Here is a 17,943-nt window from a genome sequence, read left to right as displayed (position 1 = left end):
TCCACACTCGGAAGCCATGACCCCGAGCCTCCCCTTGCTTGCCGTCGCCGCCCTCGTCACCGGACTCCTGGGAGCCCCCGGCCGGGAGGTTCCCCCGGTGGGAGACGTCGTGGAACACGTCGCCGGGCACGCCTCCGGGCTCTACTGGACGCCGCAGCGGATGGCGCGGGCGGTCCCCATCGGGCTGCTTGCCCCATCGACGCTGCCTTCGATCGCCCGGGCCGCTCTGCCCCAGGCCGCCGGAGGGATCCTCGCACCCGGCCTCCCTGCACGGCCTGCCGGACCGGCCAGGATACGACAGGCGGCGGCGATGCCCCCCGCCACCACGAGCGGCACGCGCTGGGCGTCGGGCGGCTCGGTGACGAGGACCACCGGGAGGGTCTTCCTCACGCTGAACGGCGTCGACTTCTCCTGCTCCGCCAGCGCCGTGCGCAGCGCGAACAGGGACGTGGTCGTCACCGCGGGGCACTGCGTCAAGGACGGCGCCGGAGACTGGGCGGAGAACTGGACCTTCGTCCCGGGGTACGACCAGGGGCGGCAGCCGTACGGCGCCTTCCCCGCGCGGCGGATGTTCGTCGCCGGGCCCTGGTCGCGGTCCGGCAACGACGACTACGACGTGGGCATGGTCGCCGTGGACGACCTGGACGGGCGGCACCTGACCGACCTGGTCGACGGGCAGCCCATCGCCTTCGACCCGCCCCGGGGGCGGCGGACCTACGGCTTCGGGTTCCCCGCGGATCCTCCGTACGACGGCGAGCGGCTGCTGTACTGCGCGGGCGTCCCCCACGGCGACCCACAGAGGCAGACCCGTGACCAGGGGCTGCGCTGCGACCTCACGGCGGGGGCCAGCGGCGGGCCCTGGCTCAGCGGCTTCGACCCGGCCTCCGGCCGGGGCACGCTGACGTCCGTCAGCAGCTTCAAGTACAGCAACGACCACCGCACGATGTACGGCCCCTACTTCGGCCCGGCCGTACGCGACCTGTACCGCACCGCCGAACGGGCGTGACGGCCGGAAACACGAGCTAGAAGAAGACCGGGGTACTCGAGTCGATCCGCCGGAGGAAGACCCGCCAGATCCACACCTGAACCACCAGCACGAGCGGAATCACGACCACGAGGAAACCGCCCAGCCCGTCCAGAGCGGACCCGGCGGCGAGTGAACTCCCGGCGACCGGCGCCAGGTGCAGGCAGACGACCACCGCCGGGGCGGCCGCCGCGAGCGCGGTGAAGGCCAGTGCGAGACGGGGCCGGGCCGCCACGATCCTCGCCGAAAGGGCCACGGCGACCATGGCCGTCGCCTCGGCGGCGACCGCCGGCGTTCCAAGCGAGGGCACTCGCGCGAGGAGACCGGCTCCCAGCAGGACGGCGTACGACGCGGCGGCCGGCGGGGCCAGGAGGCGGACCATCCGCAGCGGGCCCGCGACCAGGTCCCCGGGCAGGCGTACGACGAGGAACGTGGCACCGTGGACGAGAAGAACGACGGTCACGGTCAGCGCCCACAGCGGCGAATACCATCCGAAAGACGTCGGGACCGGCTCCGGCCCCGGTGTCATGGACAGCATGTCGCCCACCAGGAGTCCGAGCGCCGCCGCGAAGGCTCCGCTCGCTCCGGTGAGCACGCGGTCCCACCCCCGCCGCCACCCCGGCCTCTCCAGCCGGCTCCGGAACCATACGGCGGCGTCCCTGACCGTCCAGAGCACGAGCACGGCCGCGACGAGGTGATAGTGGCCGCGGAACACCGGCCCTTCCAGTCGGGGCAGCACGGCCAGGAACGTCGCCACCGTGATCACCAGCCAGACCTCGTTTCCGAGGAAGAACGGGCCGAACGCGGTGACGGTGGCGCGCCGCGCCCGCTCGCCGGGCCCGCCGAAGGGCAGCAGCATGCCGGCGCCGATGGCCGTGCCGTCCAGCATCAGGTAGACGCAGAACAGCGCACCGAGCAGGCCGTACCAGAAGAACTCCATCTGTGCTCCCGACTGATCGAGGAGGTCAGAACATGGCCGCGCCGCCCGGCCCGGCCGGTTCGGCCTGGCCGAGGGGCGTGCCGAAGGCGCCGTCCTCCGGTCCCCGCCGGGCGAAGCGGGCGATCAGCCAGTAGCCGCCGACCGCGAGCGCCAGCATCACCCCGGCCGTCACCAGGAAGGTCGTGAGAACGACGCTCCCGGGCATCGACGTCACCGCCTGCTCGGTGGTGAGCAGGCCGTAGACGGTCCAGGGCTGGCGGCCCACCTCGCGCACCAGCCAGCCGGCCACGACCAGCCCGAACGGAACGGGGATCGCCGCGACCAGGACGCGGAGCGGCACGCGCAGCCGGATGATCCAGTCGCGGAACAGCAACGCCGCCAAAGCCACGGACAGGAGCACCAGCCCGAATCCGGTCCGCAGCATGACCTGGTAGGCGACCCCGACCCATTCCGGCGGCGCGTGGACGCCGGTGCCGGTCGATTCCAGCACCGCGAGCTTCATCGGCTGGGTGTCCTCGATGACGACGAGTTGCAGCATTCCCCAATGGACGGTGACGAGCGTCCCGACGGGCAGGACCGCGACGGCCATCCGCAGCGAACGCCGGAAGAACGCCGCCTCGCCGGTGCGCTTGAGGAGGTGCCAGGCGCTCACGCCGGCCACGAACATCGAGCCGGCGATCAATGAGGCGAACACCACGTGCAGAAAAGCGTCCCCCAGGGTGGGGTTGCGCAGCAGCGCTCCGAACCCGGCGAGGTGGCGGCCACTCTCGTCCGGCGCCCCGACCGGGTGCTGGAGAAACGCGTTGGCGGCGAGAATCCACAGCGCCGACAGGTAGGCGGAGATCCCGACGAGCCAGATGAGGACCAGGTGGGTCTTCCTGCCGAGCACGCCCCAGCCGAAAATCCAGGCGCCGAGAAGCGTCGACTCGACGAAGAAAGCGGTCAGGGTCTCCAATGCCAGGGCGCCGCCGAACGCGTCGCCGAAAGCCTTCGTCAAGGTGGTCCAGTTCAGTGCGAATTGCAGTTCGACCACGATGCCGCCGATGACGCCCACGCCGTAGTTGATCACGTACAGCCGGCCCCAGAACTTCGTCATACGCTCGAACGCCGTGTTGCCCGTGACGACGTACGCGGTCTCCATGGCGATCAGGAAGACGACGAGGCCGAGCGACAGCGCGACGAAAAGGAAGTGGATCGAAGCGGTGGTCGCGAACTGGAGGCGGGCGATCGTCGCCACATCCATTACTACTCCTCCGGCGTCGGCACGGATCTCGGCGGTGAGAATCCCGGTGACGAGCCTTCCGCGTGCCCGGCATCGCGTCGTCGCACCGCGGTCGCCCGGCGCGTACGACTTCGGGTGGGAATCGATTCCCTGCGATGTCCGGCAGTGGTACGGCGACTGATCCCGCGGGATGATTACGCGGACCGGCAGGAGCTCATACGGTGAAACGAGTGAGTCGTGAGAGCTTGCGCCGGATGCCCAGAGCGTTCGTCGTCGACTGCGCCTTGTCATTGGCCGTCGCCGTCTCCACCGTCCTCACCAGCGTCATGGCCGGAGGCCGGGCGGAGCAGAGCCCGCCTGACTGGCTCGGCTACCTGTTGCTGGTCGTGGCCGCGGTGTTCCTTGTGGCGCGACGCCGATTTCCGCCGCAGGTGATGGTCCTCACCATGCTGGTGTCGCTTCTCTATTTCGGGCTCGGATTCGGGACCGGCGCCTTCACCATCGCGCCGGCCCTGGCCGTCTACACCGCGATCGCCGCCGGACACAGGATCGCCGGATTCTCGGGCGCGGCCGTCTACCTCGTCGTCGTGCTGCTGGCCGACCGCCTCGCCGGACAGCGGAACGTCTCCGAGGGGAACATCTGGTTGGTCATCTGGATTCTGGTGATCGTCGTTGTGGGCGAAGTGTCGCGCAGCAGGGCCGAACACCTGCGAGTGGTCGCGGAACAGGCGGCACGAGCCGAGCTCACCCGCGAGATGGAGGCACAGCGGCGGGCCGACCAGGAACGCCTGCGCATCGCCCGCGAGCTGCACGACGTGCTGGCGCACAACATCTCGGTAATCAGCATCCAGGCGGGGGTGGCCGAGCATCTCCTGCGCAGGGATCCCGACAAGGCCCATCTCGCGGTGACGACGATCAGGCGAGTAACGAAGGACGTGCTGGTCGAGCTGCGCTCGATCCTCGACGTGCTCCGCCGCGTCGACGAGGCCGCCGAGATCTTCCCCCCGTCCGGCCTGGAGGGCATCGAGCGGCTGGCAGGCCGGGCGGCGGCCGGTGGCATCACCGTCGACCTCGACGTCCGGGGCCGGGCGAGCCGGGTGCCCGCGGACGTCGGCCTGGCCGCCTACCGTATCGTCCAGGAGTCGCTGACCAACGTGATCAGGCATTCCGGCGCGGCGCACGCGAGCGTCGTCGTGCATGTGAACGAGGCCGACGTGCTGGTGCGCGTCCGGGATGACGGGCGGGGCGTCTCGGGAGACGACGTCCGCGCCGGAAACGGAATAGCGGGGATGACGGAGAGGGTGGAAGCGATGTCCGGCACGATCACAGCCGCGCCCGCGGACGGACGCGGCTTCGTCGTGGAGGCGCGCCTGCCGTTGCGGAGGCCCGAGAGATGATCCGCGTCCTGCTGGCCGACGACCAGCCGCTCGTGCGCATGGGACTGCGCGTGCTGCTCGACTCCGAAGACGACATCGAGGTGGTGGGCGAGGCGAGCCGGGGCGAGCAGGCGGTCGAGATGGCCGCCTCGCTCCGGCCGCACGTCGTCCTCATGGACGTCCGCATGCCGGGAGTCGACGGCATCGAGGCCACCCGGAGGATCGCCGGGAATCCGCGCCTCGACCACGTCCGTGTCGTCATCCTCACCACGTTCGAGAACGACGAGTACATCTTCAAAGGGCTGCGCGCGGGCGCCGTCGGGTTCCTGGTCAAGGACATAGAGCCGACCGGGCTGCTGGAGGCGGTGCGCGTGGTGGCGGCGGGCGACGGCCTGCTGTCCCCCACCGTGACCCGGCGGCTGATCGAGGAGTACGTCGACCACAGCGGCGACCCCGTCCACTTTCCCGGGATGGAGCACCTCACAGAACGGGAGCGCGAGGTGCTCGTGCTGGTCGCCCGGGGGCTGTCCAACAACGAGATCGCCGGCTCCCTCTACTGCAGTCCCGCCACCGTCAAGACGCACGTCAGCAGGATCATGACGAAACTCGCCGCCCGTGATCGCGTACGGCTCGTCATCGTCGCCTACGAGTCGAAACTGGTCCTGCCGGGGCGGCAGACCGGCCGAGGTCGCTAGAACGGCGACAGCGGCTCGGCGTTGTCCTCGTCGACGATGTCGGCGGCGGACCGGACGATCAGGGGGTCGGGCTCGCCCACCACCGAGTCGTCCTTGTCGTCGTAGTCGTACAGGGACAGGACGTAGCGCATCGCCTCCAGTCTGCCGCGCTTCTTGTCGTTGCTCTTGATGATCGTCCAGGGGGCGTCCTCGGTGTCGGTGTTGAGGAACATGTCCTCCTTGGCCCGGGTGTACTCGTCCCACAGGTCCAGCGAGGCGATGTCCATCGGCGACAGCTTCCACTGCCGGACGGGGTCCACCTGACGGATGATGAACCGGGTGCGCTGCTCGGCCCGCGACACCGAGAACCACAGCTTGACCAGGCGGATGCCGTCGCGCACGAGCATCCGCTCGAACAGCGGCGCCTGATACATGAACTCCATGTACTCCTCGGGACTGCAAAAGCCCATGACCCGCTCGACCCCGGCCCGGTTGTACCAGGACCGGTCGAACAGCACGATCTCCCCCGCCGCCGGCAGGTGGGCGGCGTATCGCTGGAAGTACCACTGGCCGCGCTCGCGCTCGCTGGGCTTCTCCAGCGCCACCACCGTCGCGCCGCGCGGGTTGAGGTGCTCCATGAAGCGCTTGATGGTCCCGCCCTTGCCGGCCGCGTCCCGCCCCTCGAACAGGATGACCAGGCGCCCGCCGGTGTCCTTGAGCCAGTACTGCAGCTTCAGCAGCTCGATCTGCAGCAACCGCTTCTGTCTGTCGTACTCCTGCCGGGGAACGCGGTGGTCGTACGGGTAGTGCTCGCGCCAGGTGTCCACCGGGTGGCCGTCGGCGCGGACCAGGACGGGATCGTCGTCATCGTCGTCCAGCACCTTCAGCCCCGGCGTACGGCGCAGCAACTCGACGCCGTCCGGGTGCTCCCGCGCGGTCTGTGACGCTTGCGGCATCTCCATGACCCCTCTACTGCACCTGTCAGGCCGTCTCAATCCCGCCGCCGCACTTGTTCAAGGGAAGTTCATGCTGACCTACGGACCCGCCGGGAACGTCACGGCGGCCTCGAGACCGCCCCCGGGGTTGGGACGTGCCCGTACGACGGCTCCGTGCGCCGTCGCGATCGACGCGACGATCGACAGCCCGAGCCCCGATCCCTGCCGGCGGGTCGTGTGCAGTCGCCGGAAGGGCGCGAAGAGGTCGTCCAGGCGTTCGGCCGGCACCTCGGGGCCGGTGTTGCGGACCGTCAGCACGCCCCCGGCGAGCGTCACCTCGACGGCGCCGCCGAGGTGGTTGTAGCGGACGGCGTTGTCGACGAGATTGGTGACGAGCCGGTTCAGCAGGACCGGGTCGCCGTCGACGACGAACGGTTCGATCCGCGCCGTCACCGTCACCTCGTCCGTGTCCGTCTCGGCCAGGACGAGCCGGACGACCTCGTGGAAGGCCACGGGGTCCCGCTTCCGCAGCCCGTGCTCGGCCTGGGAGAGAACCAGCAGGGCGTCGATGAGAGTCTCGATGCGGTGGTTGTGGAGCAGGAGCTTGCCGCGGATCTCGCCCACGTCCTCGGGCAGGCCGATCTCGATCGCCGTCCGCTGCACGGCCAGCGGGGTCCGCAGTTCGTGGGACGCGTTCGCGATGAACCGCCGCTGCCCCTCGACCGAGCGCTGCAGCCGGTCGAGCATCGCGTCGAACGTGTCGGCCAGTTCCTTCAGCTCGTCCCGCGGACCGGACAGGGCGATCCGCTCGTGCAGGGTCGACAGGGACAGCCGCTGCGCGGTGGCGGTGATCCGGTGGAGGGGCCGCAGGGTCCGCCCCGCGATCACCCATCCCACGGCCACCGACACCAGGGTCAGGACGGCGATCGCCAGCCCACTCATGTCCCACTGATAGTGGATGACGTCCTGCGCCAGCTCCGACAGCGGCGACTGGGCGCCCGCCGCCCCCGGCCCCGGAGCGGCCGGGGCCTGCGGAGCCTCTCCCGCCGACGGCCCCGGGAAGCGCGCGATCCGCGAGTGCAGCGACAGCCGCAGCAGTGTGTTGACGATGACCAGCAGGACGACGGAGGTGAGCAGGAAGAGCCCCGAGTAGATCAGCGTGAGCCGTACCCGCACCGTCGTCACAGCAGATATCCGGCGCCGGGAAGGGTCTGGATGCACGGCGGATCGCCCAGCTTCGCGCGCAGGCGGCTGACCACCACCCGCACCACGGTCGTGAACGGGTCGGCGTTCTCGTCCCACGCCTCCTCCAAAAGCCGCTCGGCGCTCACCACCGCGCCGTCCGCCCGCAGCAGCACCTCAAGGACGGCGAACTCCTTGAGCGACAGGTGCAGGTGCCGCCCGTCTCTCGACGCCTGGAGCCGGTGCGTGTCGAGCACGATCCCGTGCCGGGTCAGCACGGGGGGCACCTGGTCCCGGCTGCGCCGTCCCAGCGCCCGCACCCTCGCGACCAGCTCGGTGAAGTCGAAGGGCTTGGGCAGGTAGTCGTCGGCCCCCATGCCGAGCCCGGCGACCCGCTCCGGCACCGACGCCGCCGCCGTCATCATCAGAATCCGCGTACGGCTGCCGCGCGCCACCAGCTCACGGCAGACGAGGTCGCCGTGCAGCTCGGGCAGGTCACGGTCGAGCACGAGGACGTCGTAGTCGCTGACCACAAGCCGCTCGGCCGCGGCGGCCCCGTCGTACACCACGTCGACCGCCATGGCGTGGCGGCGCAAACCCATCGCGACGAGATCGGCCAGATCGCGTTCGTCTTCGGCCACGAGAACCCGCATGCTCGAATTTCTACGTCATGGGGCGCGACAGCGGTGTCAACGCCGTCGTTAACGGCCGTGAAACCCGCCCGCTGCCAGGCTGGCCGGCATGATCAGAACACTCTGCGCCGCCGTTCTGCTGACGGCCTGCACGGTACCCGCTCCCTTCTCCGCTCCCGCCGCGGCGGCGACCCCGGTGACGACCCCGGCGGCGGCCCGAGCCGCCCTGGATGACAAGTGCGCCCGGATCACCGCGCCACCACCCGAGTCCGCGCCTCCGACGTCGGTGAACACGCTCCGGCAGGCGTACGAGTGCGTCCTGGACAACTACTACAGCGGACCCGTGATGGATTCGAAGGTCCTGCTGCGGGACGCCCTGGCCGCCTACACCCAGGATCTGATGCGGCGTGAGAAGGACGGGCCGGACCTGCGCCTGCCCGCGCTGACGGGGGATCGCGACGCCGACTGGGCCGCGGTCGCCGGTGTGCTCGGCACCGGCGACCCGGACGCGCTGCAGGCCGCGATCACCGGCATGGTCGCCGGGCTCCACGACGACCACGCCCGGGTGATGAAGATCGCACCCCCGCCGGAGGACGGCCCTACCGGGACGGGCATCGCGGGCCTGTCGGCCGCGCAGGGGCCGCGTCTCGACCCGGCCGCCCGGCCGCCCCTGTACATCACCCGCGTCATGCCCCACAGCCCGGCGGACAAAGCCGGCGTCCGGCCCGGCGACATCGTCGAGAAGGTGGACGGCATACCGGCGTTCATCGGAGACAAGGTGAACCAGAGCCTCGTCGACGTGTTCGCCTCCGACACCGTACGGCTCACGCTGAAGTGGCCCCCGACGGGACGCGTCCGGACCGTGAAGCTCACCGCGGGACCCGTGGAAGAGCAGGAACCGGCGGTGACCGCGAAGAGGCTCCCCGGCGGCGTCACCCACGTGACGCTGCCCGGGTTCTTCGAGGGCGCGGCCGACCAGGTCATCGCCACACTGAAGGGGTCGAAGGCCGCGGTCATCGATCTGCGCGGCAACGGCGGCGGGTCTCCCAATGAGGTGAACCGGCTGCTCGGCGCGTTCGCGCACGGCAAGGTCACCGGCTACTTCTGCCCGCTGACAGGCGACTGCACGGCCAACCGCACCGACGACGCGGTCCCGCTGCTCGGGGTGCGCCTGGTCGTGCTCACCGACCGCGCGTGCGCCTCGGCCTGCGAGCACTTCAGCGCGGCCGTGAAGGACAACGGCCTGGGCACTCTCGTGGGGACCCGGACGGCGGGAGCGATCTCCGGCCCCGCCGAGCCGTACCTTCTCGACGACGGGAGCGTGCTGCTGCTGCCCAAGGTCCGGCACCTCGGCCCGGCCAGGGAGACCATCGACACCGTCGGCGTCCCGGTCGACCACTACGCCCCCATGACGGCGCTCGACCTGGCCAAGGGCCGCGACCCCGGCCTCGCCGAGGCGCTGTCTCTCCTCTCGTAGCGTCACACGAAGAGAACCGGGCTCGGGGACACGTGGCCCCCGAGCCCGGTTCGGGTCTCAGCGAACGCTCAGAGCGTGAGGCCGGTGAGCACCATGACCTTCTCGTAGGTGAAGTCCTCCATCGCCGAGCGCAGTCCCTCGCGGCCCACGCCCGACTCCTTGACCCCGCCGTACGGCATCTGGTCGGCGCGGTAGGACGGCACGTCGCCGATGACGACGCCGCCGACCTCCAGCTCGCGGTTGGCCCGGAAGGCGACGTCGAGGCTGCGGGTGAACACCCCGGCCTGCAGGCCGTACCGGGAGTCGTTGACGGTGGCGAACGCCTCGTCGACCGAGGCGACCCGCTGCACGATCATGACGGGTCCGAAGACCTCCTCGCGGGCCACCTTCGCGTCGGCGGGCACGTCGGCCAGCACGGTGGGGGCGACGGTGGCGCCGTCCCTGGTGCCGCCCGCCAGCAGGCGCGCCCCGGCCGCGACGGCCTCGTTGACCCAGCTCTCGACGCGGGTCGCGGCGTCCTCGCTGACGAGGGGGCCGACCTGCGTCTTGTCGTCGGCGGGGTCGCCCGTCACGAGCGCGCCGACGGCGGCGACGAGCTTGTCGACGAACGCGTCGGCGACCGCGTCCTCCACGATCACCCGCTGCACCGCGATGCAGCTCTGGCCCGCCTGGTAGTTGGAGAAGAGCGCCACACGGCTCGCCGCCCAGTCGAGGTCGGCGTCGGCCAGCACGACCGCGGCGGCGTTGCCGCCGAGCTCGAGCGTGACGTGCTTGCGCGGCACGCTGTCCATGATCGAGTAGCCGACCGGCCCCGAGCCGGTGAAGGACACGACCGGCAGCCGCGGGTCCTCCACCAGCGAGGAAGCCCGGTCGTTGGGCACCGGCAGGACGGAGAACATGCCTTCCGGCAGATCGGTCTCGGCCAGGATCTCGCCGAGCACGAGCGCCGACAGCGGGGTCGCGGGCGCCGGCTTGACCACGATCGGCGCGCCCACGGCGATGGCGGGGGCGACCTTGTGCGCCACCAGGTTGAGCGGGAAGTTGAACGGCGTGATCGCCAGCACCGGGCCGTACGGCACACGGGAGACGTAGGCGAGCCGTCCCTGCGCCGCGGGCTCGGTGTCGAGCCGCTGCACCTCGCCGCTGAAGCGGCGGGTCTCCTCCGCGCCGAAGCGGAACGTCGAGATCGCGCGGCCCACCTCGCCACGTGCCCAGAAGATCGGCTTGCCGTTCTCGGCGCTGATCAGGCGGGCCAGCTCCTCGGCGCGCTCGGTCAGCCGCCGGGCCACGTGGGCCAGCGCCTCGGCGCGTACGTGGATGGGCAGGGCCGCGGCCTGCTTGCGCACGGCGTCCGCGGCGGCCACGGCCTGCTCGACCTGCTCGGGGGTCGGCACCGAGTGGACGCCGACGACCTGGCCGTCGTGGGGATTGGTCACGGCCTGCTCGGCGTCCCCGGTGGCGGGACGGCCGGCGAGCCAGAAGGGGCGAGGATCATCGGAGGTGCGGCTCACGTCCATGTCTTCACGCTATGCCACCTGGTGGGAGGGGGTCGTTACTCCGCGCGGGCCAATCGCCGCCCCCAGCCGCGCCATCATGGACAACTTCCCAGATGTCACGGATGCGCGGCAATTTCATGATGTTTTCTGTTTCACTGCGGTTTGAAGCCCGAGCGGCATGGTTAAGTCATCTTCCGGGTCTGTCGCGGGACCCCCAATATGAGAAGGGCTCGTCGCTGATGGGTACGCCGGCGCCGCTCGGTCTTCAGGGTGCCTACGCACGTGGCCATCGCAGCAACTACGACGAGTTGCGCACCCGTCTGCTCGACGTCGCGAACGGACTGCTCGCCAAGGCGGGGCCGGAAAGTCTCACCGTACGCAGGATCGCCACCGAGGCCGGCTGCTCCACCCAGGTCATCTACACGATGTTCGGCAGCAAGGAGGGGCTGGCCGAAGCGCTCTATCTGGAGGGCTTCGAACGGTTCCGGCGCAGGCTGGAGGCGGTGCCGCAGCGCAACGACCCCTTGGAGCACCTGAGCCTGCTCGGTCCCGCGTACCGGGAGGCGGCGCTGGCCGAGCCCGGCTACTACAGCCTCATGTTCGAACGGGCCATCCCCGGCTTCGTACCGAGCGAGCGCGCCCGCACCCTCGCGAGGGCCGCGCTCAACATCGTGGACCGGGTGATCGCCGACTGCATCTCCGCCGGCCACCTCGTGCCCACCCAGCCGCGGAAGATCGCCGACACGCTGTGGGCCGCGGCTCAGGGCGCGCTCAGTCTGGAACGTGCCGGACATCTGCCCGACGGCAAGACGTACGAGATCGTCACGAACGCCGCCATCCGCGCCTTCCTCGCGCGTCCCTCGGCCTGACCATCCGTCACAGACAGAGCGCGATCCACAGTTCGGCGCGGACGGCGGGATCGTCCAGATCGCGGCCGAGCAGCTCACTCACCCGCTTCATCCGGTAGCGCAGCGTGTGCCGGTGCACACCCAGGCGCTGCGCGGCCGCGTCCCAGTGGCCGTTGCTGGCCAGGTAGGCGCGCAGCGACTCGACCAGATCGGCGCGCGAGCCGTACTCGCGAAGCGGCGCGAGGATCGCCGCCGCGAACGACGCGGCGGCGGCCGGATCGAGCAGCGACAGCAGCCCACGCCCGGCGAGTTCGCTGAAGCGCGCCACCGGGGAGGCCGAGACCAGTGCCCGCCGAGCCTGGTCGAGAGCACGGCCGAGGGCACGGTCGAGAGCGCGGTCGAGGCCGCCCCCGCCGACCCCCCCGCCGGGCCGGTCGGCGAACTCCGGGCGGGGCGCGATCCAGGCCGCCGGCCCGGCCGCGGCGGCCTCCGCACCGCCTTCCGCGTGAGATCCCACGCGGTCGTTCACCCGGTCGTCCACACGGCCGCCGGAACGCGCCATCTCAACACCGGGGGCGCTCACACCCACCCGGCCATGCCGTGCGGCCAGCGCGACGATCTCGTCGGCGTGCGAGTCCGGGGCCAGCACGACGAGCAGTCCCTCCCAGGGCGCGGTGAAACACGGGGGCAGCACCCGCGTCACCTCGGCGGCCGGCCCGGCGCCGGACAGAACCTCCGTCAGCGCCTCCGGGTCGGGGGCGTCGCAGGCGAGGACCGTGACCGGCTCCCCCGGCAGGCGCATGCCCAGGGCCGCCAGCGTCTCCGCGGCGGCCCGCTCCTCACCGGCGAGCAGCAGCCGCAGCACCGCCGAACGGACATGCGCCGCCGCCGACCTCTGCTCCCTGCCCTGTTCGAGCGCCAGCGTCAGCAGGGATCCGGCCGCGTTGACGACCGTGTGCGCGATGGGCGAGAACGGCCGCGGCGAGCCCACCGCGAAGAACCCCCTGCGGCCCAGCGGCTGGACCACGACATGCTCTCCCGGGGTGGCCAGGGCGAGACTCGACAGGGACGGCGTACCCCGCAGCCGGGCGATCTCGGGTCGCAACGAACGGGCCGTCTCCCCCGCCCAGTCTCCCGCCGCGCCGCGCCTGTCATCCGGACGGCCGGTGGCGTCGGCGGCGTGCCGTACGGCGCCCGACGGGTCGAGCAGCAGCGCCCAGCCGCCAATCTCCCGGGCCAGCCGGTCCACCACGGCGACCGGCCCCTGCCGCTGGAGAGCGGCGCGGGTGAGCCTGCCCTGGGCCGCGAAGGCACGGCTGATCTCCTCGTACTGCTCCCCGGCGAGCAGATCGCTGACGGCCTTGCCGATCGCGATGAAGGGCGTGTCCCTCGGCACCTCGATCAGCGGCAGCCCGGCGGCCTCGGCCGCCTCGGTGAAGGCGGGCGGCACGGCCTCATGACTCAGCCCCACCCCGAACCCCAGCCCGGTGACGCCCCTGGCCACGAGCCGTGAGACGTACGGCACGGCGTCGCCATCGGACAGGCGCATGCCGGTCGTGAGCACCAGCTCGCCGCCCTCGAGAAACGGCGTGGGGTCCTCCAGCTCGCTCACCGCGACCCAGCGGACGGGGCGGCCGAGACCGTTCCGCCCGGCGAGAACCTCAAGGTGGAGCGGTACGATCGCGGTGATCCGGCGCAGCGTGGGTGCCACCGCTCTTCCCCCCGAACAACCGGTCTGTCCCCGGACAACCGGCTTGTCCTCACCGGCCAAAAGTACGCCTACATTCTGACATAGCGGCATATCGGCAGGTGGGGGAGGCGGTCGTACCGTCTCAGATATGAGCACTGCCATCACGCACGGCGGCCCGCAGCTCCCCCAGGAGCGCCGCCTCGTCACCGAGATCCCCGGCCCGCGATCCCGCGAGTTGTTCGCGCGCAAGCAGTCCGCCGTGCCTGCCGGCATCGGCACCACGCTGCCCGTCTTCGTGACCCACGCGGGCGGCGGTGTGATCGTCGACGCGGACGGCAACTCGCTGATCGACTTCGGCTCCGGCATCGCCGTGACCAACGTCGGCAACGCGGCGCCCCGGGTCGTCGAGCGCGTCCAGAAGCAGGTCGCCGACTTCACCCACACCTGCTTCATGGTCGCCCCGTACGAGTCGTACGTCACCGTGTGCGAGAAGCTCAACGCGCTCACGCCCGGCGACCACGAGAAGCGGACGTTCCTGGTCAACAGCGGCGCGGAGGCCGTCGAGAACGCGATCAAGGTCGCCCGGCACGCCACCGGGCGGCAGGCCGTGGTCGTCTTCGACCACGGCTACCACGGCCGCACCCTGCTGACGATGACGCTGACGGCCAAGAACATGCCGTACAAGCACAAGTTCGGGCCGTTCGCCCCCGAGGTGTACCGCGTGCCGCTCGCCTACCCGTTCCGCTGGCCGACCGGCCCGGACAACTGCGCCGAGGAGGCCGCGGCGCAGGCGATCGACATGATCAACAAGCAGATCGGCGCGGACAACGTCGCGGCGGTGCTCATCGAGCCGATAGCGGGCGAGGGCGGCTTCATCGAACCGGCCCGCGGCTTCCTGCCGAAGATCGTCGAGTTCTGCCGCGCCAACGGCATCGTCTTCATCGCGGACGAGGTGCAGACGGGCTTCGCCCGCACCGGCCACATGTTCGCCTGCGAGGACGAGGGCATCGTCCCGGACATCATCACCACCGCCAAGGGCATCGCCGGCGGCCTTCCGCTGGCGGCGGTCACCGGCAGGGCCGACCTGCTCGACCGCGTCCACAGCGGCGGCCTCGGCGGCACGTACGGCGGCAACCCGCTCGCCTGCGAGGCGGCCCTCGGCGTGCTGGAGACCATCGAGCAGGACAAGCTCGTCGAGCGGGCCCGGCACATCGGCGAGATCATGCTGCCCCGCCTGCGCGCCATCCAGGAGCGCAACCCGATCGTCGGTGACGTGCGCGGGCGCGGCGCGATGATCGCCGTCGAGCTCGTCGTACCGGGAACCAAGGAGCCCTACCCGGCCGCCGAGATCGCCCGCAGGTGCCACGAGCAGGGCCTGCTCGCGCTCACCGCCGGGACGTACGGCAACGTGCTGCGCTTCCTGCCGCCGCTGGTCATCCCCGACCATCTGCTCGAGGAGGGCCTCACCATTCTGGAGAAGGCACTCAACGTGGCGTAGACCGTTTAAACAACATCAAAATGGGCACCCGGTCTGTTCCGAGGTGTCCCTTTTGATGTTGTACGGCTTGCGTTATGCCTCGATTTGACCATCGCTTGGCCCGACTCGCGCCGATCACGAAGGGTAACCGCGTTATAACGGTTCCGATAGGTGATCGAGGGGGGACTTTGATGGGCTGGAACCCGAACGGCGCCGAGCGGCTCATGCTGACGTTCGACCCCGCCGGCCTCACCATCACGCAGCGCGACGGCGACGCCTGCGTCGTCTGCCACAAGAAGTGGCCCCGCCCCCGGGTCAAGGTGGGCACGCTGCCCGACAACGCCCCCGTTCACGCGTGCGACGACTGCGCCGAGGCCCTGCTGCCCGCCCCCGAGGGCAAGGTGCCGGTGCCCCGCCGCTCCCGGGCGGCCATGTCCTGACAGACCTCCCCCTAACGTCCCTCAGGTCGCCAGATCCTCCAGGTGGGCGGCCAGCACCGCGCTCATGCGCTCGGGCGGCATCGACTCCGGCCTGGCCAGGACATGGACGGTCAAGCCGTCGAGGAGAGCGTGCAGCCGCGCCGCCTCGAAATCGGCGTCCCGATGGCCGGCGAGCTCCCCCTCCTCGGCGAGCGCGCGGACGGCCAGGGTCGCCGCCTCCCCCACACCGTCGTCCGCGCGGCGCAACCAGTCGGTGGCGGACGGGTCGCCCTGGGCGCGCGCGGTCAGCTGAAGCCAGACCTCGGCCTCCGCGCGCCGCTCCGCGTCCATCGGCAGCAGCTCCTCCAGCAGGCGGCGTACGGCGACGCGAACGGGGCCATGGAAGTCGGTGGTCTCGATACGCGCGCGGACCCGCGTGATGACGTGCTCCATCGCGAAGGCGAGCAGCTCCGCCTGGGTCGTGAAGTAGTGCCGTAGCGCACTGGGGGACCAGCCGGCCTCCGCGGCGATGCTGCGTACGGTGGCGGCGCCGACGCCGTCCCTGCGCACCACTCGCCACAGCGCCTCGGCGATCTCCTCACGCCGCGCCTGGTGGTCCACGATCTTGGGCACAGCTCCTCCAGCCACGCGTCCCGCCTTTTTATAGCACAATGAGCGATATAGGTTTGTAGCACATCGTGCGAAAAAGGAGCCGGGATGCTGGTCGGTCTGATCGTCGCCTGCGAGGTCGCGTTCTGGGTGCTGCTGGGCGCCGGGCTCGCCGTCCGCTATCTCCTGCGCAGGCGGCGGCTCGGCGGCCTGCTGCTGCTCGCCGTCCCGCTGGTGGACCTGGTCCTCCTCGTCGCCGGCGTCGCCGACCTCCGCGGCGGCGGCCGGGCCGAGTTCACGCACGGGCTGGCCGCGGCCTACCTGGGGTTCTCCGTCGCCTTCGGGCACGACATGGTGCGGTGGGCCGACGTCAGGTTCGCCCACCGCTATGCCGGAGGGCCGCCGCCCGACCGGCGCAAGCGTTACGGCAGGGAGCGGGCCAGGTACGAATGGCGCGCCTGGGGCCAGGGCATGATCGGCTGGGCCGTCGCCTGCGGCCTGTTGCTGGCCGGCGTCGTGGTGATCGGCGATCTCGACCGGGCGGCGGCCCTCCTGGCGTGGGCCGGTCGCCTCACGTTCGTCATGGTGGTCTGGCTGGTGTTCTGGCCGGTCGCCTGCACCGTCTTCCCCACACGCCCGCCCCGGCGCGCCGGGAAGGACGACTCCCTCACCGGCAGGGCCGCGCGCTGACCGGCACGGATCAGGCCACGATGCGCGACCAGCGGTCCACCCACTTGTCGTACGCCTCGGGGCGCACGGCGAAGTAGACGCCGCGGAACGCCCGGGAGGTGCCTGCGTGGTAGTCCGCGCAGATCCGGCGGGCCGCGCCGGTGCACGCCCCGGGGTTGGCCGGAGCCAGTCCCGTCCAGGCGGCCGCCCTGCGCTGCACGTCCGCCGACATGGTGAAGCCGAGCCACTTGTACGCGCACGACGGATGCGCGGCCTGGGCCGACACCATCCACGCGTCCGCCCATCCGGTCACCGGCCGGTCCGTCAGCGCACTGACCGGCTTGTGCCCGCGCCTGAGCACGTCGAGGTGGTACGGCGTGGCCTGCGCGAGCCGTACGGACCCGGTCGCGAAGCCCTGGACGACCTCGACGGGGTCGCGCCAGAAGACATGACGGCCCTTCTTGCCCGACGTGAACAGCTCGGCGGCGGCGTCGAGCTGGGCGTCGGTGAGGTCGAACGGGTCCTTGATCTTCGCGCCTCCGGCCCTGAGCACCAGCGCGGCGTCGGCCAGCGACAGCGGCCGGTCCCGCAGCAACACGGGCCCCTTGTCCTCGAACAGCGACTCCAGCCCGCCGGGACTGACCTCGCCGGTGTCGTAGAGGACCTCGTTGGTCGCCCAGACGTACGGCACGCCGTACGTCCGGCCGTCCCGGGTGACCGACGGCAGCGTCCGCAGCCTCTTGGGGAGCTTGTCGTAGCCGTGCAGCAGAGCCGTGTTGAGCGGGGCGGCCTTGCCCTCGTTCATGAGCCGGCCGCCGACCTCCGGCGTCGCCGAGATCACGTCGAACGACGACGGCGGGAAGTCGCCCGGCTTCTCCTCCTGCCGCGGGTCGTAGTACCGCAGGCTGACCTTGCAGCCCGTCTCCTTCTCGAACGCGCCGACCCACTTGACCTTGGGATCGACGCCGCCCCATTCGGCGTACCCGTCGATCGCCACCACGCTGACCGTCCCCTCGCCCGGTCCGAGGGACGCGATGGGAGCGGGCGTGGGGCCCGTGGAGGACGGGCTGGGGCCCGCGCTGCGGGAGGCGGTCGCCGCGGCCACGGAGGTGCCCGGCGCGACCACCTCCGTCACGGGCGCGGGACGGCCCGCGCAGGCGGCGGCGAGCAGTGCCACGGCCGAGACCGCCGCGACCACATGTGTACGCCGCACGCACGACCCCCATGAGAGAAGACGGACCTTCCGAGCCTACTGGCCCGGAGACTCGGATTC

At 71.2% G+C, this 17,943-nt stretch carries 17 protein-coding genes; 8 read left to right on the top strand and 9 right to left on the bottom strand.

The features are described from left to right. Positions 1-16 precede the first annotated feature (16 nt). Positions 17-1,006, top strand: a complete 990-nt coding sequence (locus ACQPZZ_RS11245) for a trypsin-like serine peptidase (RefSeq protein ID WP_432931363.1) — start codon at positions 17-19, stop codon at positions 1,004-1,006. Positions 1,007-1,022: 16 nt separating this feature from the next. Here ACQPZZ_RS11245 and ACQPZZ_RS11240 read toward each other — a convergent pair whose 3' ends face one another. Together ACQPZZ_RS11240 and ACQPZZ_RS11235 are read right to left on the bottom strand one after the other, a co-directional pair. Next, positions 1,023-1,964: a cytochrome d ubiquinol oxidase subunit II gene (locus ACQPZZ_RS11240; RefSeq protein WP_432931361.1), complete on the bottom strand. Its 942-nt coding sequence runs from the start codon at positions 1,962-1,964 to the stop codon at positions 1,023-1,025. Between the two features lie 25 nt (positions 1,965-1,989). Next, positions 1,990-3,207, bottom strand: coding sequence for a cytochrome ubiquinol oxidase subunit I (locus tag ACQPZZ_RS11235; RefSeq protein ID WP_432931359.1), 1,218 nt, complete (start codon positions 3,205-3,207; stop codon positions 1,990-1,992). A gap of 209 nt (positions 3,208-3,416) precedes the next feature. Between ACQPZZ_RS11235 and ACQPZZ_RS11230 the strand changes: the two genes are divergently transcribed. Beyond that, the gene (locus ACQPZZ_RS11230) at positions 3,417-4,583 is read left to right on the top strand and encodes a sensor histidine kinase (protein ID WP_432931357.1); all 1,167 of its coding nucleotides are present in this window, start codon (positions 3,417-3,419) and stop codon (positions 4,581-4,583) included. Then, positions 4,580-5,257, top strand: a complete 678-nt coding sequence (locus tag ACQPZZ_RS11225) for a response regulator (protein ID WP_432931355.1) — start codon at positions 4,580-4,582, stop codon at positions 5,255-5,257. The genes ACQPZZ_RS11230 and ACQPZZ_RS11225 overlap by 4 nt, the downstream gene beginning before the upstream one ends. On the opposite strand, the gene ppk2 is transcribed toward ACQPZZ_RS11225, so the two are convergent. The 3 genes from ppk2 to ACQPZZ_RS11210 form a co-directional block, all read right to left on the bottom strand. Beyond that, the gene (gene ppk2 / locus ACQPZZ_RS11220; protein ID WP_432931353.1) at positions 5,254-6,192 is read right to left on the bottom strand and encodes a polyphosphate kinase 2; all 939 of its coding nucleotides are present in this window, start codon (positions 6,190-6,192) and stop codon (positions 5,254-5,256) included. The genes ACQPZZ_RS11225 and ppk2 overlap by 4 nt on opposite strands. A 78-nt stretch (positions 6,193-6,270) precedes the next feature. Then, entirely contained in the window at positions 6,271-7,356 is a 1,086-nt protein-coding gene (locus tag ACQPZZ_RS11215) for a HAMP domain-containing sensor histidine kinase (RefSeq protein WP_432931351.1), read from the bottom strand. Then, positions 7,353-8,006 carry a response regulator transcription factor gene (locus ACQPZZ_RS11210; RefSeq protein WP_432931349.1) on the bottom strand — a complete coding sequence of 218 codons (654 nt, stop codon included), beginning with the start codon at positions 8,004-8,006 and terminating at the stop codon, positions 7,353-7,355. Before ACQPZZ_RS11210 ends, ACQPZZ_RS11215 begins: the two co-directional genes overlap by 4 nt. Before the next feature lie 88 nt (positions 8,007-8,094). Between ACQPZZ_RS11210 and ACQPZZ_RS11205 the strand changes: the two genes are divergently transcribed. Further along, the gene (locus ACQPZZ_RS11205) at positions 8,095-9,462 is read left to right on the top strand and encodes a S41 family peptidase (RefSeq protein ID WP_432931347.1); all 1,368 of its coding nucleotides are present in this window, start codon (positions 8,095-8,097) and stop codon (positions 9,460-9,462) included. 68 nt (positions 9,463-9,530) lie between these two features. On the opposite strand, the gene ACQPZZ_RS11200 is transcribed toward ACQPZZ_RS11205, so the two are convergent. After that, complete coding sequence (locus tag ACQPZZ_RS11200) at positions 9,531-10,979, bottom strand: aldehyde dehydrogenase family protein (RefSeq protein ID WP_432931345.1); 1,449 nt, start codon at positions 10,977-10,979, stop codon at positions 9,531-9,533. Between the two features lie 218 nt (positions 10,980-11,197). Between ACQPZZ_RS11200 and ACQPZZ_RS11195 the strand changes: the two genes are divergently transcribed. After that, positions 11,198-11,827, top strand: coding sequence for a TetR/AcrR family transcriptional regulator (locus ACQPZZ_RS11195; protein WP_432931343.1), 630 nt, complete (start codon positions 11,198-11,200; stop codon positions 11,825-11,827). A 7-nt stretch (positions 11,828-11,834) separates the two neighbouring features. On the opposite strand, the gene ACQPZZ_RS11190 is transcribed toward ACQPZZ_RS11195, so the two are convergent. Then, the gene (locus ACQPZZ_RS11190; protein WP_432931341.1) at positions 11,835-13,517 is read right to left on the bottom strand and encodes a PucR family transcriptional regulator; all 1,683 of its coding nucleotides are present in this window, start codon (positions 13,515-13,517) and stop codon (positions 11,835-11,837) included. 127 nt (positions 13,518-13,644) lie between these two features. Between ACQPZZ_RS11190 and gabT the strand changes: the two genes are divergently transcribed. Continuing rightward, the gene (gene gabT / locus ACQPZZ_RS11185; RefSeq protein WP_432931339.1) at positions 13,645-14,994 is read left to right on the top strand and encodes a 4-aminobutyrate--2-oxoglutarate transaminase; all 1,350 of its coding nucleotides are present in this window, start codon (positions 13,645-13,647) and stop codon (positions 14,992-14,994) included. Positions 14,995-15,164: 170 nt separating this feature from the next. After that, on the top strand, positions 15,165-15,413 hold the full coding sequence (locus ACQPZZ_RS11180) for a hypothetical protein (protein ID WP_363647804.1): 249 nt from the start codon (positions 15,165-15,167) through the stop codon (positions 15,411-15,413). Positions 15,414-15,434: 21 nt separating this feature from the next. Here ACQPZZ_RS11180 and ACQPZZ_RS11175 read toward each other — a convergent pair whose 3' ends face one another. Further along, positions 15,435-16,040, bottom strand: coding sequence for a TetR/AcrR family transcriptional regulator (locus ACQPZZ_RS11175; protein ID WP_432931337.1), 606 nt, complete (start codon positions 16,038-16,040; stop codon positions 15,435-15,437). Positions 16,041-16,109: 69 nt separating this feature from the next. Between ACQPZZ_RS11175 and ACQPZZ_RS11170 the strand changes: the two genes are divergently transcribed. Continuing rightward, positions 16,110-16,691 (top strand): hypothetical protein, encoded by a 582-nt coding sequence (locus ACQPZZ_RS11170; RefSeq protein WP_432931335.1) that lies wholly within the window; start codon positions 16,110-16,112, stop codon positions 16,689-16,691. Between the two features lie 10 nt (positions 16,692-16,701). Here the strand turns inward: ACQPZZ_RS11170 and ACQPZZ_RS11165 are convergent, their stop codons facing one another. Then, positions 16,702-17,883 (bottom strand): extracellular solute-binding protein, encoded by a 1,182-nt coding sequence (locus tag ACQPZZ_RS11165; RefSeq protein WP_432931333.1) that lies wholly within the window; start codon positions 17,881-17,883, stop codon positions 16,702-16,704. Positions 17,884-17,943: the final 60 nt, after the last annotated feature.

The organism is Microbispora sp. CA-135349, from assembly GCF_050947365.1.
Taxonomy (GTDB): domain Bacteria; phylum Actinomycetota; class Actinomycetes; order Streptosporangiales; family Streptosporangiaceae; genus Microbispora.
The sequence above is the reverse complement of the archived record's forward strand: the minus strand, read 5'-3'. Positions and strand labels throughout refer to the sequence as shown.

What these genes read in the sequence shown, in the direction of transcription:
- ACQPZZ_RS11205 (WP_432931347.1), top strand. Translation starts at nt 8,095, where the DNA reads ATGATCAGAACACTCTGCGCCGCCGTTCTGCTGACGGCCTGCACGGTA.
- ACQPZZ_RS11225 (WP_432931355.1), top strand. Translation starts at nt 4,580, where the DNA reads ATGATCCGCGTCCTGCTGGCCGACGACCAGCCGCTCGTGCGCATGGGA.
- ACQPZZ_RS11245 (WP_432931363.1), top strand. Translation starts at nt 17, where the DNA reads ATGACCCCGAGCCTCCCCTTGCTTGCCGTCGCCGCCCTCGTCACCGGA.
- ACQPZZ_RS11195 (WP_432931343.1), top strand. Translation starts at nt 11,198, where the DNA reads ATGGGTACGCCGGCGCCGCTCGGTCTTCAGGGTGCCTACGCACGTGGC.
- ACQPZZ_RS11170 (WP_432931335.1), top strand. Translation starts at nt 16,110, where the DNA reads ATGCTGGTCGGTCTGATCGTCGCCTGCGAGGTCGCGTTCTGGGTGCTG.
- ACQPZZ_RS11200 (WP_432931345.1), bottom strand. Translation starts at nt 10,979, where the DNA reads ATGGACGTGAGCCGCACCTCCGATGATCCTCGCCCCTTCTGGCTCGCC.
- ACQPZZ_RS11210 (WP_432931349.1), bottom strand. Translation starts at nt 8,006, where the DNA reads ATGCGGGTTCTCGTGGCCGAAGACGAACGCGATCTGGCCGATCTCGTC.
- ACQPZZ_RS11180 (WP_363647804.1), top strand. Translation starts at nt 15,165, where the DNA reads ATGGGCTGGAACCCGAACGGCGCCGAGCGGCTCATGCTGACGTTCGAC.
- ACQPZZ_RS11235 (WP_432931359.1), bottom strand. Translation starts at nt 3,207, where the DNA reads ATGGATGTGGCGACGATCGCCCGCCTCCAGTTCGCGACCACCGCTTCG.
- gabT (WP_432931339.1), top strand. Translation starts at nt 13,645, where the DNA reads ATGAGCACTGCCATCACGCACGGCGGCCCGCAGCTCCCCCAGGAGCGC.
- ACQPZZ_RS11240 (WP_432931361.1), bottom strand. Translation starts at nt 1,964, where the DNA reads ATGGAGTTCTTCTGGTACGGCCTGCTCGGTGCGCTGTTCTGCGTCTAC.
- ppk2 (WP_432931353.1), bottom strand. Translation starts at nt 6,192, where the DNA reads ATGCCGCAAGCGTCACAGACCGCGCGGGAGCACCCGGACGGCGTCGAG.